Raw genomic sequence first — 14,267 nt, 5'->3', positions numbered from 1 at the left:
ACCTCCAGCACGCTGGCGCGCTGGCTCAGCGTGGAGTCGATGGGGAAGTTCTCGAAGACGAAGAGGCTCTGGAACAGCGGCGTGCCGCGCGGCACCTGACTGAAGCCCTGCACCCGCACCAGCGGGCTGTGCTCGTACTGGCGCCGCTCCAGCTGTCGCTCCTGGATGTTGCGCAGCCAGGGCACCACCTGCTCGTTCGCGGGGACGGCCACGCGCACGGGCAGCGTGTTGATGAACATGCCCGTCATCCGCTCGACGCCCGGCAGGTCGGATGGACGACCGGACACGGTGGCGCCCAGCACCACCTCCGCTTCGCCGCTGTGCCGCGCGAGCACCAGGGCCCACGCCGCCTGCACCAGCGTGTTCAACGTGAGCTGGTGGCGCTTGACGAAGGCGTCCACCTTCGCGGTGGAGTCCGCGGACAGGCGGAGGGACTGCTCCGCGGGGGCCTGCGCGCGCAGCTTCGCCTGGGCCGCGCGCTCGTCGTACGGCAGCGGCGTGGGGGCGTGGAAGCCCGCGAGGTCGCGCTTCCAGAACGCCTCCATGCGGGCGGTGTCCTGCCGCTGGAGCCAGGCGATGAACTCGCGGTACGCGACGGGGCGCTCGCGGGGCACCTCCTGCCCCTGGTCCAGGGCCCGATAGAGCCCGAACAGCTGCTGGATGAGGAGCGACATGCTCCAGCCGTCCAGCACCAGGTGGTGGATGGTCCACAGGCAGCGCAGCACCTGATCATCCAGCCGGATCACCGTCAGCCGCAGCAGCGGCACGCGCGACACATCGAAGCCTCGCGCCCGGTCCTCCTCCTGATACTGCTGGAACAGCTCCAGCTGCTCGGCGGGCGACAGGCCGCGCCAGTCCAGCTCCCGCCAGGGCAGCTCCGCCGTGGCGTGAACAACTTGCTGGGGATCCGCCACCCCGTCCCACACGAACGACGTGCGCAGCACGGCGTTGCGCTCCACCAGCAGCTCCCACGCGCGGCGCATCACCGGCAGGTTGACGGTGCCGTGGAAGCTCCACGCCATCTGCTCGCAGTACATGCCCGAGCCGGGCTCCAGGAGCGCGTGGAAGAGCATGCCCTGCTGGAGCGGGGACAACGGATACACGTCCTCCAGGTCCGGACGTTCCGCCAGGAGGCGCGCGAGCCCCGGCGCGTCCAGCTTCGCCAGCGGGAAGTCCGCGGGCGTGAAGCGCTTCGCGTCCTGCGTCTCGCGGTTCGCGATGAGGGTGCGCAGCGTCGTCATGAACGACTCCGCCAGCGCCTCCACCGTGGCGCGCGCGTGCACCTGGGTGCTGTACGTCCAGGACAGCTCCAGCCGGCCGTTGATGACCAGGCCGTTCAGCTCCAGCAGCGCGGTGCGCAAGCCGTCCTCACCCTGGCCGGGGCCCGCAGGCTCCCGCGCGAGTCCGAACATCGACTCGCCCGCGGCCATCGCGTCGAACTGGCCCAGGTAGTTGAAGGACACCTGCGCCGGGGGCACGGCGCGCAGCTTCGCGGCGTCCCCACCGTCGCGCAGGTAGCGCAGGAGCCCGTAGCCCACGCCCTTGTTCGGCAGGCGCCTCAGCGTGTCGCGCACGGCGCGCAGCCCGTCACCCGGCGAGCCCGAGCGCGGGGCCTCCAGCAGCACCGGGTACATCGCGGTGAACCAACCCACCGTGCGGGAGATGTCCACGTCCGCGAACAGCTCCTCGCGACCGTGGCCCTCCAGGCTGATGCGCACCCGCTCCTGTCCCGACCACCGCGAGAGCGCCTGCGTCAGCGCCGCCAGGAGCACGTCGTTGATGTGCGCCCGATACGCGGCCGGCACCTCCTGCAACAGCGTGCGCGTGTCCTCCACCTCCAGCACCGAACGGACGCTGCTCGCCGACGCGAGCGTGTTGGGCCCCGCGAAGTCCACCGGCAGGGGCGCGACCTGCTGCGCTCCGTCCAGCCAGAACGCCAGCTCCGAATCCAGCTCCGGCCCGTGGGCGTGGGCCTCCAGCTTGCGCGCCCACTCCTGGTAGGACGTCGTCTTCGGCGGCAGCGCCACGGGCACGCCGCGACGCAGCTGCTGGTAGGCGGTGTTCAGGTCCTCGAGCAGGACGCGCCACGACAGGCCATCCACCGCAAGGTGGTGCACCACCAGCAGCAGGCGCTCCGTGTGACCCTCGCCGCGCTCGAAGAGCATCGCGCGCAGCAGCAGCCCTTCGTCCAACCGCAGGCCCTGGTGCAGCTGCGTCGCGGCGGCCTGGATGGCGCGCCGCTGCGCTTCGTCGTCCCCCGCGAAGCGCGAGACGTCCAGGCGCCGCAGGGACACCGGCTGCTCCAGGCCCGCGTTCTCCTGCAACCAGCCCGTCTCGCCGCGCACGAAGCGCAGGCGCAGGGCATCGTGGTGCTCCACCAGTCGCGCCAGCGCCCGCTCCAACAGCCCGGCGTCCACGCGCTGCCGCGCTTCGATCATCACCGCCTGGTTGAAGTGGTGCGGTTGGGCAGGCGCGTGCTCGAAGAACCAGCCCTGCACCGGCGTGAGCGGCACGGGCCCGCGCACGAGGCCCTGTTCAGCCTGGGAGGCGAGCGCGGCCGTGACGACCCGGGCCAGATCCGCCACCGTCTGGTGCTGGAAGAGCTGCTTCGCCATCAACCGCAGTCCGGCCTGGTTGGCGCGCGAGATGATCTGGATGCTGATGATGGAGTCGCCACCCAGGGCGAAGAAGTTGTCGTGGATGCCCACCTTCTCCACGCCCAGCACCGACGCCCAGATGTCCGCGAGCGTCCGCTCCTCCGGGGTCCGGGGCGCGACGAAGTCCTTGCCCGACTCCTGCCGACCCGCCTGCGGCGCCGGCAGGGCCTTGCGGTCCACCTTGCCGTTCGCGTTGAGCGGCAGCGACTTCAGCATCACGAACGCCGACGGGACCATGTACTCCGGCAGCAGGTCCTTCAACGCCGCGCGCAGCGCGTCCACCGTGGGGCGCGTCTCCTCCGCACCGCCCACGTAGGCCACGAGTCGCTTGATGCCCGGCGGCTCCTCGCTCACCACCACGACGCTCTCGCTCACGCCTTCGCACTTGCTGAGCGCCGCTTCGACTTCGCCCAGCTCGATGCGGAAGCCTCGCACCTTCACCTGGAAGTCCATCCGGCCCAGGTATTCGAGCGCGCCGTCGCGCAGCCACCGCACCTTGTCGCCCGTGCGGTACAGCCGCGCTCCCGGCTTCTTGCTGAACGCGTCCGGCACGAAGCGCTCCGCCGTCAACCCGGGCTGCCCCAGGTAGCCGCGCGCCAGGCCTTCGCCTCCCAGGTACAGCTCTCCAGGTACGCCCACCGGCACCGGCTGGCCCTTCGCGTCCAGCACGTACGCTTGCGTGCCTTCCAGCGGACGGCCGATTCGCGGCTCCGTCTTCGCTCCGCGCTCCACCCGCGCGTGCGTCGAGTACGTCGTGTCCTCCGTCGGGCCGTAGAGGTTGTTGACCTCCTTCACCTGCGGCAGCGCGTACAGCGCCTGCACCAGTCGGTTCGGCAGCGCTTCGCCCGCGAGGTTCACCGTCTCCACCGTCGACGGGATGCCTCCGCTTCGCACCAGCTCCGCCACCGCCGACGGCACCGTGTTCAGCAACGTCACGCGCTCGGCTTCCTTCAGCCCGGCCAGGGCCAGCGCGTTCTCCGCCACCACCACCGTGCCGCCACTCACCAACGGCGCGAAGACTTCGAACACCGACAGGTCGAAGTTCAACGACGTCGCGGCCAGTACGCCCTTCAACTGCTCCGGCTTGAAGGTGCCCGTGGCCCACTTCAGGAAGGCCGCCGCGCTCGCGTGCGTCACCGCCACGCCCTTCGGACGGCCCGTGCTTCCCGACGTGTAGAGCACGTACGCCAGTTGCTGCGCGGCGGTCGTGGTGGCCAGGGTTGCTTCCGGGTACGCGGCCAGCACGCCCGCGTCCGTGTCCAGCCTCACGCGCTGACCCGTGTACTCCGGCAGCACGTCTTCCAGGCCCGCCTGCGTCACCACCACCGGCGCGCCCGTGCCCTCCAGCATGTAGGCCAGACGCTCCTTCGGGTACGTCGCGTCCAGCGGGACGTACGCGGCCCCTGCCTTCAGCACGCCCAAGAGCGCCACCACCATGGCTTCCGTGCGCTCCACGCACACGCCGACCCGGCTCTCCTCCCCCACGCCCAGCGTCTGCAGGTGACGCGCCAGCTGGTTCGCCCGCGCCTCCACCTGCGCGTACGTCAGCTCCGTCCCTTCGTGCACCACGGCCACCGCGCCCGGCGTCTTCACCGCTTGCGCCGCGAAGAGACCGTGAATGGTCTCCGCGCCCTCACGCTCCGGGGCCACCGTGCCCGCGAGCGGGCCCAGTATCCGCGCGCGCTCCTCCACGCCCATCAGCGGCAGGTCCGAGACGCGCGTGTCGGGATCCTTCACGATGCCTTGCAGCATCACCTCCAGATGCCCCGCCATCCGCTCCACCGTCGCCGCGTCGAACAGGTCGGTGTTGTACTCAAGCGACCCGTTGAACCCCGCCGGTGCCTCCGACAGCGACAACGTCAACTCGAACTTCGTCGTCTGGGACTCCACGTGCAGCGTGCGCAGCGCCACCTCCGGGAGGACCAGCTCCGACACCGGCGCGTTCTGCAGGCTGAACATCACCTGGAACAGCGGCGAGTGGCTGAGCGAGCGCGTCGGCTGGAGCAGATCCACCAGCTTCTCGAACGGCACCTCCTGGTGCGCGTACGCCCCCAGCGCCCGCTCCCGCACCTGCGCGAGCACCTGCCGGAAGGTCATCTCCGGCGTCACCCGCGCGCGCAGCACCAGCGTGTTGATGAAGAAGCCGATGAGGCCCTCCAGCTCCGCCCGGTTGCGGCCCGCGATGGGCGTGCCCACGCGGAGGTCGTCCTGGCCGGTGTAGCGCGCGAGCAGCACCTGCCACGCCGCCAGCAGCGTCATGAAGGGCGTCGCGCCCTCCTTCTGCCCGAGCGCCTTGAGCGACTCGGACAGCGCGCGGGGCAGCTGCACGAAGTGCTTCGCGCCGCGCGAGCTCTGCACCGCCGGACGCGGCCGGTCCGTGGGCAGGTCAATCACATCCGGCGCACCGGAGAGCTGCTCCTTCCACCACTTGAGCTGCGCCTCCAGCGTCTCGCCCTGGAGCCACTCGCGCTGCCACGCGGCGTAGTCCGCGTACTGGAGGGTCAGCGGAGGCAGCGGCGACGGACGGCCGTGGAGGAACGCGTCGTAGAGCGAGGCCAGCTCGCGGATGACGACTCCCATGGACCAGCCGTCGGAGATGGCGTGGTGCATCGTCACCAGCAGGACGTGCTCGCGCTCCTGGGTGCGCAGGAGCGACGCGCGCACCAGCGGGCCCCGGGTGAGGTGGAACGGGCGCAGCGATTCCTCGCGCACGTGCCGGTACAGCTCGTCCTGGAGCGCGGCGCCGGACAGGGCGCGCAGGTCCACCACGTCCAGCGTCAGCGGCGACGGCGGCGCGATGACCTGCACGGGCCCCGCCTCCGTGGTGCGGAAGGTGGTGCGCAGCGATTCGTGGCGGTCCTGGAGGGCCGTGAACGCTCGCTCCAGCGCGTCCTGCTTCAGCTCGCCCTTCAGCTCGATGGCGAGAGGGATGTTGTAGAGCGCGCTCTCCGGCTCCAGCTGATCCAGGAACCAGAGGCGCTGCTGGGCGAAGGACAGCGGCAGCGGCGACCCATCCCGGGGACGCGAGGCGATGACCGGCGCGCGCGCGGGCTTGCCCTGCTGGGCCTGCTGCTGACGCAGCTGCTTGAGCAGGAGGGCGCGCTTCTCGGGGGACAGGGCTGCGATGCGCTTGTCTGCGTCACTGCTCATTGCTGGAAGCCTTCTTGATGTCCTGGGGGAGCACTTCGTCAGAGGAAAGGAGCGCCTCCGCCTCTTCGGCGGACAGGTTCTCCAGCTCCCCCATGAGTCGTTCGAGTTCCGCGGGGTCTGCTTGCGCGGCCTGGGCCTGCACGATGTGGACGGCGAGGTTCTCCACCGTCGGGGACTCGAAGATGTCCCGGAGCGGCAGCTCCACGTCGAACGTCGTGCGGATGCGAGAGATGAGCTGGGTGCCCAGGAGCGAGTGGCCTCCCAGCTCGAAGAAATCGTCGTGCACGCCCACCTGCTTGACGCCGAGCAGCTCCGCCCAGATGCCGGCGAGCTCCTCTTCCAGCGCGTCGCGAGGCGCCACGTAGCCCTTCTCCAGGGCGGGCCGCTCCGTGTCCGGTGCCGGCAGCGCCTGGCGATCCAGCTTGCCGTTGGGCGTGAGCGGCAGCGCCGGGAGCGACACGAAGGCCGTGGGCACCATGTACTCGGGCAGGCGCGTGAGGAGCGCTTCCTTCAGCGCGCGCAGGTCCAGCACCTCGCCCTCGCGCGGCACGGCGTAGCCCACCAGCCGGGGGTTGCCGGGCACGTCCTCGCGCAGGAGCACGACGGTGGCTTCCACGGCGGGATGATCCGCGATGGCCGCCTCCACCTCGCCCAGCTCGATGCGGTAGCCGCGCAGCTTGAGCTGGTGGTCGATGCGGCCCAGGAACTCGAGGTCCCCGGACGGCAGGTAGCGCACCAGGTCGCCCGTCGCGTAGAGCCGGCCGCCCGCGTCGGGCCCGAAGGCGTCCGGCACGAAGCGCTCCGCGGTCAGGTCCGCGCGGTGCAGGTAGCCTCGCGCCAGGCCCACGCCGCCCACGTGCAGCTGGCCGGGGATGCCCACGGGCACCGGCTGCCCGGATTCGTCCAGCACGTACACCCGCACGTTCGGCAGCGGCGTGCCGATGGTGGGCCGCTCCGGATCCACGTTCGCGCGGACGGTGGCGCACACCGTCACCTCGGTGGGGCCGTACGCGTTGAGGAAGCGGCGGCCGGGAGACCAGCGGCGCACCAGCTCCGCGGAGCACGCCTCACCAGCGGCGGCCACGGCCGTGAGCGCGGGCAGGTCGTCGGCGGGCAGCTGCGCCAGCACCGACGGCGTCAGCGTCACGGTGGTGATGCCCTGCGACTTCAGCAGGCCGTGCAGGGGGGCGCCGGGCATCAGCTCCTCGCGGGGCGTCAGGTACAGGGCCGCGCCGGCCAGCAGCGCGGAGAACGTCTCCCACACCGACGCGTCGAAGCCGAACGCCGCGAACTGGAGGACGCGGCTGGTGCGCGTGATGCCCAGCGCCGCGATGGCCGCCGTAGCCGTGTTGCACAAGCCACGGTGGTGCAACAGCGTCCCCTTCGGCCTTCCCGTCGAACCCGACGTGTAGATGACGTACGCCAGGTGCTCCGGCTCCAGCTTCACTGGCGGCGGCGTCACGGGATGCTTCGCGATGCGGGCCGCGTCCGAGTCCAGGCACACCAGCAACTCGCCCTGCGACGGCAATTCATCCGCCAGGGCGTCCTGCGTGACGATGACGGGCACCGCCGCGTCCGCCAGCATGTAGGCCAGGCGATCAGCCGGGTACGACGGATCCAGGGGCAGGTAGGCCGCGCCCGCCTTGAGGATGCCGAGGATGCCCACCACCATGTCCAGCGAGCGTTCCACGCACAGCCCCACCCGCGACTCCAGCCCCACCCCGCTCTGCTTCAGGTGCCACGCGAGCTGATTGGCCTTCGCGTCGAGCTGCGCGTACGTCAGCGACTCCGCGCCGAACACCGCCGCCACGGACTCGGGCGTGCGCGCGGCCTGCGCCTCGAACAGCGCGGTGGCCGTCGGGCCCGGCAGCTCGGCCGTGCGGGTGTCGTTCCACGTCACCAGCAGCGTGCGGCGCTCTTCGCCCGTGAGCAGGGACAGCGAGGACAGGCGGCGGGATGGCTCGCGCGTCAGGCCCTCCAGCACCTGTCCGAAGTGCTTCGCCATCCGGGCCACGGTCGACGAATCGAACAGGTCGGTGGCGAACTCCCAGACGCAGGCGAGCCCCTGGGGCGTCTCCTGCACCGCGACGGTGAGGTCCAGCTTGGCGCGGGTGACCTCCTGGCCGACCTGGGACAGCTTCAGGCCGGGCAGCTCCAGCCGCGACGCGGGGGTGTTCTGGAGCACCAGCTTCACCTGGAACAGCGGGGCCTGCCCCAGGCTGCGCTTGGGGTTCAGCTCCTTCACCAGCTCCTCGAACGGCAGGTCCTGGTGCGCGTAGGACGACAGCGCCGTCTCCCGCGCGCGGGCCAGCAGCTCGCGCACGGTGGGGTCGCCGCCCAGGTTGCCGCGCAGGACGAGCTGGTTGACGAAGAAGCCGATGAGCCCTTCGGTCTCCGCGCGGTTGCGGTTGGCGATGTCCGTGCCCACCACGATGTCCGTGCGGCGCGTGTAGCGCGACAGCACCACCTGGAAGCCGGCCAGCAGCGCCATGAAGAGCGTGACGCCTTCACGGCGGCACAGGGCCTGGAGGTCCGCCATCACCGACGGCGGCACCAGCACCTGGAGCTGCTCACCATGGTGGGTCTGCACGGTGGGCCGGGGCCGGTCCGTGGGCAGGTCCACCGTCTGCGGTGCGCCGTCCAGCTGCTTGCGCCACCACGCGAGCTGCTGCGCGAGCGCGCCCTGCTCCAACCACTGGCGCTGCCACGCGGCGTAGTCCGCGTACTGGAGGGTCAGCTCCGGGAGCGGCGACGGCAGGCCCTGGCGGAAGGCCTCGTAGAGGGCCACGAGTTCGCGCACGAGCACGCCCATGGACCAACCGTCGGAGACGATGTGGTGCATGGTCAGGAGCAGCAGGTGCTCCTGTTCGGCGAGCTTCAGCAACGTCACGCGCAGCAGCGGCCCCTTCGAGAGATCGAAGGGACGCTTCGCCTCGTCCTGGGCCCGCTGGAGTGCCTCCGCCTCGCGGGTGGACTCGGGCAGTGAGCGCAGGTCCTGCGTGGGCAGCGGGACCTCCGGCACCGGCAGGATGACGTGGAGCGGCCGGCCCTCCTCGGAGCGGAAGACGGTGCGCAGCGATTCATGGCGGCGGAACAGCTCCGCGAACGCCCGCTCCAGCGCGGTCACGTCCAGCGTGCCCGTGAGCCGGAGCGCCGCGGGCACGTTGTGGAACGCGCCCTGCGGCTCCAGTTGATCCAGGAACCAGAGGCGCTGCTGCGCGAACGACAGCGGCAGCGCGTCCGTGCGCGGCACGGCCACCAGGGGCGGCACGCGCGGGCCTTCCGCGTCCTTCGCCTTCGCGTCCAGCAGGCGCGGCAGCAACCCCGCGACGGTGGGCGCCTCGAAGAGGTCGCGCAGGGGCAGCTCCACCTGGAACACGTCCCGGGCGCGCGACACGGCCTGCGTCGCCCGGAGCGAGTGTCCGCCCAGCGCGAAGAAGTCGTCGTGGACGCCCACCTTCTCCACGCCCAGCACTTGCGCGAAGAGGCCCGCGAGCAGCTCCTCCTCCGGCGTGCGGGGGGCCACGAAGCCCGAGTCCTCGCCCGGGCGTGCGGCCTCCGGTGCGGGCAGGGCCTTGCGGTCCACCTTGCCCGTCACCGCCACGGGCAGCGCGTCCAGCACCACGAAGGCGACCGGGACGAGGTAGTCCGGAAGCGTCTTGCGCAGCGCGGTCCGCAGCGACGCGGCTTCCACCGATGCACCGGGCTTCGGCACCACGTAGCCCACGAGGCGGCGGTCTCCGGGCACGTCCTCGCGCGCGAGCACCACGCCCGCGGCGACATCCGGGAGCGCGGTCAGCACGGCTTCGATTTCGCCCAGCTCGATGCGGAAGCCCCGCACCTTCACCTGATCATCCTTGCGGCCCAGGTACTCCAGCACGCCGTCGGCGCGGCGGCGCACGGTGTCGCCCGTGCGGTACAGGCGGGCGCCCGGCTCCATGCTGAACGGATCCGGCACGAACTTCTCCGCCGTCAGGTCCGGGCGGCCCAGGTAGCCTCGGCCCACGCCGTCGCCACCGATGAAGAGCTCGCCCACGGCCCCGAGCGGCGCGAGCCGGCCCACCGCGTCCAGCACGTACAGGCGCGTGTTGGCGATGGGATGACCGATGGGCACGGGACCCGTGCGCGGTTCGTCGTCGCGCACCTCGTGGATGCAGCAGCCCACCACCGTCTCGGTGGGGCCGTATTCGTTGATGAGCCGCGTGCCCGGCGCGTACCGCCGCCAGTGCTCCAGCGCCTCGTAGCCCAGGGCCTCGCCGCCGATGACGAAGGCACGAGCACGGCCGGGGGCGTCCTGCTCTCCGAGCTGCGCCTCCAGCAGTCGCAGGTGCGCGGGCGTCAGCTTCACGAGGCTGTGGTCGGCCTGACGGCGCAGGGCCTCACCCAGGCCCTCCACGGCGCCCACGGCTTCATCCACCAGCACGGCGGGACGGCCCGCGGCGAGCGGAGCCAGGAGGCTCGTCACGGTGAGGTCGAAGGAGAACGACGAGTGCACCGGCGCACCCTGCCCGTCCGCCACGCGATACGCGCCCAGCGTCCAGGCGAGGTAGTTGACCACGCCCCCGTGCGTCACCATCACGCCCTTGGGGCGGCCCGTGCTGCCGGACGTGTAGATGACGTAGGCGAGCGCCTCTGGAAGCGCGGACACGTCCGGACGCGTGGTCGGCTGCGCCGCGAGCACGGCCTCCAGCGCGTCCATGCGGACCACCGGGGTGTTCACGCCGGGCAGGCGCGCTTCCAGGTGCTGGTGCGTCAGCAGCGCGGAGAGGCCGGCGTCGCGGGCCATGTAGCCCAACCGGTCCTCGGGATAGGTCGGATCCAGGGGCACGTAGGCGCCACCGGCCTTGAGCACGGCCAGGAGCGCGACGACGAGGTCGGGGCCCCGCTCCAGGCAGATGCCCACGCGGGACTCCGGGCCCACGCCCAGGGTGCGCAGGTGGTGCGCCAGCTGGTTCGCGCGCGCGTCCAGTGCACCGGCCGTCATGCGGCCCGTGTTCCAGCGCAGCGCCTCCGCGTCGGGGGCCTGCGCGGCGCGGGCCTCGAAGAGCTGCTGCACCGCGAGCGTGCGGGGGTACTCCGTGCGCGTCGCGTTCCAGGTGTCGCGCAGCGCGTGCGTCTCCTCCGACGACAGGAGCGTCACGTCCGTGAGCCGCTGTCCTTCCCGAGCAACCAGCCCCTCCAGGGCCCGGCGCCACTGGCCGAGCAGGGCCTTCGCCGTGGCCTCGTCGAAGCGCGGCGTCTCATGGGCGAGCTTGAGCAACAGCTCCCGGCCGGGAGCGGCCACGGCGGTGAGCGGGTAGTTCGTCCGCTCGAAGGCGTGGAAGTCACGCACGTCCAGCTGGCGGGCCTGCGAGTCCACCGTGGTGTCGACGGGGTAGTTCTCGAAGACGAGCAGCGTCTCGAAGAGGGGCGTTCCCCGGGGCACGGCGCTCCAGCCCTGCACCTGCACGAGCGGGCTGTGCTCGTGGTTGCGCAGCTCCACCTGCTGCGCCTGGAACCGCTGGAGCCACGGCACGACGGTCGCCTCTTCCTCCAGGAGGACGCGCACGGGCAGCGTGTTGATGAACATGCCCAGCATCGTGTCGACGCCCGGCAGCTCCGAAGGACGTCCCGCGACGGTCGCGCCGAAGACGACGTCGGAGGTGTTCGCGTGACGCGCGAGCACCAGGGCCCACGCGGCCTGCACCAGCGTGTTGAGGGTGAGCTGGTGACGGCGCGCGAAGGCCTGGAGGGCCTCGGTCTCCGCGGTCGGCAGGAGCACCGCCTGCTCCGACAGCCCCCCGGTGGCGAGGGTGCGGGAGGCAGCGCCCGCCGGCAGCGGCGTGGCGGAGGAGAAACCCGCCAGGGTGTCGCGCCAGAAGGCCTCCGTGCGCGCCAGGTCCTGACGCTGGAGCCAGGCGATGTACTCGCGATACGCCGGGCCCTTCGCGAGGGCCGGGGCGTTGCCCTGTACGAGCGCGGCGTAGCGGGTGAAGACCGCCTTGCGCAGGAGCGCGGAGCTCCAGCCGTCCGTCAGCAGGTGGTGGAAGCTCCACACCAGCCGGTACGCGTGCTCCTCGGTGCGGATCAGCGCCAGCCGCATCAGGGGTGCACGGGACAGCTCGAAGCCGAGCGCCCGGTCCTCCGCGAGGAACGACTCCAGGCGCGACGACTGCTCCGCCGCGGGCAGCCCTCGCCAGTCGAGTTCCTTCCAAGGCAGCGTCACGCGCGCATGCACGGCCTGGAGCGGTGCCTCCAGTCCCTGCCAGAAGAAGGACGTGCGCAGCACCGGGTGGTGCGCGAGGACGTCCTCCCAGGCCTGCTTGAGCGCGACCAGGTCCAACGCGGAGTGGAAGCTCCACGAGCGCTGTTCGAAGTACGCGCCCGACGCCTGCTCCAGCAGCGTGTGGAAGAGCATGCCCTGCTGCATGGGTGACAGCGGGTACAGGTCCTCCAGGTCGGGCACCGCCGCCATCACTCGCTCCAGCGCGGCCGGTTCCACGCGGGCGAGCGGGAAGTCCGTGGGCGTGCGGCGAGCGGCATCCTGCGACGCTCGGGTCGAGATGAGCGTGCGCAGCGCGGCCACGAAGTCGCGGGCCAGGGACTCGATGGTGGCCTGGGTGTACAGGTTCTCGCTGTAGCTCCAGCTCAACTGGAGCTGCCCGTCCAGCACCAGCCCGCTGACGTCCAGGAGGTGGCGGCGCGGCGCGCGCGGGCTGCGCACGGGACCGCTGCCCTCGCGGGCGATGCGGAAGGCGGTGTCCCCTGCTCCGGACGCGACGCCGTCGAACTGCCCCAGGTAGTTGAAGGACACCTGCGCGGGAGGCGCGGCGCGCAGGGCTTCCGCCGTCGCGTCATCGCCCAGGAAGCGCAGGAGCCCGTAGCCCAGGCCGTTGCCCGGCAGGCGCCGCAGGGTGTCGCGGACCGCGCGCAGGCCGTCGCCGGGGCTGCCGGACACCGGCACCTCCAGCAGCACGGGATACACGGCGGTGAACCACCCCACCGTGCGGGAGATGTCCGCGTCCGCGAACAGCTCCTCGCGTCCGTGGCCCTCCAGGTTGACGCGCACGCGGGGCTGCCCCGTCCAGCGCGCCATCGACTGGACCAGCGCCGCGAGCAGCACGTCGTTGATCTGCGCGCGCCACGCGCTGGGCACTTCCTGCAACAGCAGCCGTGTCTCCTCCACGTCGAGCGACAGCGACACGCTCCGCGTCGAGGCCACGACGTTCTCACCGCCGGCCCGGTCCACGGGCAGCGGCGAGATACTCCGGGTGCCTTCCAGCCAGAAGGCGCGCTCGGCCAGCACCTCCGGGGTGCGGGCGTGGGCTTCCAGCTTGCGGGCCCACGTCTGGAAGGAGGTCGTCTTCTTGGGCAGCCGGACCGGTTGACCCGAGGCGAGCTGCTGGTAGGCCGTCTCCAGGTCCTCCAACAGCACGCGCCACGACACGCCATCCACCGCGAGGTGGTGCACCGCCAGGAGCAGCCGCGCCGTGTGGCCTTCACCGCGATGGATCAGCATCGCGCGCAGCAGCAGTCCTTCCTCCAGCACCAGGCTCGCCTGCACCTGGGCCGCGGCCTCCTGGAGCGCCTTCGCCTTCGCGGCTTCGTCCAGCGCGGACACATCCAGGCGCCGCAGCGTCAGGGGGTGATCCAGCCCCGCGTTCTCCTGCGACCAGCCGTGGGCGTCGCGGGTGAAGCGCAGGCGCAGGGCGTCGTGGTGCGCGACGAGCTGGCGGAGTGCCTGCTCCAGGAGCGCGGCGTCCACCGGACGGCGGACTTCGATCATCAACGACTGATTGAGGTGGTGCGGATCAACGACGTCTTCCTCGAAGAGCCGGCGCTGGATGGGCGTGAGCGGTACGGGCCCACGCACCTCGCCCTGATCCGCGACGACGAGCTGGGCCGTCGTGGCGACGCCCGCCAGCGCGGCGATCGTCTGGTGCTGGAAGAGCTGTCGGGTGGTGATGCGCAGGCCGGCCTGTGCGGCGCGCGCGACGATCTGGAGGCTGATGATGGAGTCGCCGCCCAGCTCGAAGAAGTTGGCGTGGATGCCCACGCGCTCCCGCCGCAGCACCTGGGCCCAGATGCGCTCCAGGGTCTGTTCGGTGGCCGTGCGCGGCGCGATGTAGCCGTGCGTCTCCGCTTCCGTGGGCTCCGGCTTCGGCAGGGCCTTGCGGTCCACCTTGCCGTTCGCGTTGAGCGGCAGGGCTTCCAGCACCACGAGGGCCGACGGCACCATGTACTCCGGCAGCCGCCCCTTCAGCTCACTTCGCAGCGTCGTGACGTCCACGGTGTGGCCCGGCTTCGCCACCACGTACCCCACCAGTCGCTTGTCCCCGGGCACGTCCTCGCGTGCCACCACCACCGCCTCGCGCACGCCTTCGCATGCGCTCAGCCCCGCCTCCACCTCGCCCAACTCCACGCGGTATCCGCGCACCTTCAGCTGGAAGTCCACGCGCCCCAGGAACTCCAGCTTCCCGT

General features: G+C 71.6%; 2 protein-coding genes (1 of these 2 running past the window's edge). Both read right to left on the bottom strand.

The genetic code is table 11. The annotated features are described in order from the left end of the window. Positions 1–5,807, bottom strand: partial view of a non-ribosomal peptide synthetase gene (locus tag D7V97_RS03315; protein WP_120609120.1) — the 5' end (the start) only. Its footprint begins 31,474 nt before the window's first position; 5,807 of the gene's 37,281 nt are visible here — the first part of the coding sequence; it begins with the start codon at positions 5,805–5,807; its stop codon lies off the left edge, out of view. Further along, positions 5,797–14,250, bottom strand: coding sequence for a non-ribosomal peptide synthetase (locus tag D7V97_RS03310; protein ID WP_255424748.1), 8,454 nt, complete (start codon positions 14,248–14,250; stop codon positions 5,797–5,799). The genes D7V97_RS03315 and D7V97_RS03310 overlap by 11 nt, the downstream gene beginning before the upstream one ends. Positions 14,251–14,267: the final 17 nt, after the last annotated feature.

This window comes from Corallococcus sp. CA053C (genome assembly GCF_003611675.1).
In the GTDB taxonomy this organism is placed as follows: Bacteria; Myxococcota; Myxococcia; order Myxococcales; family Myxococcaceae; genus Corallococcus.
The sequence above is the reverse complement of the archived record's forward strand: the minus strand, read 5'-3'. Positions and strand labels throughout refer to the sequence as shown.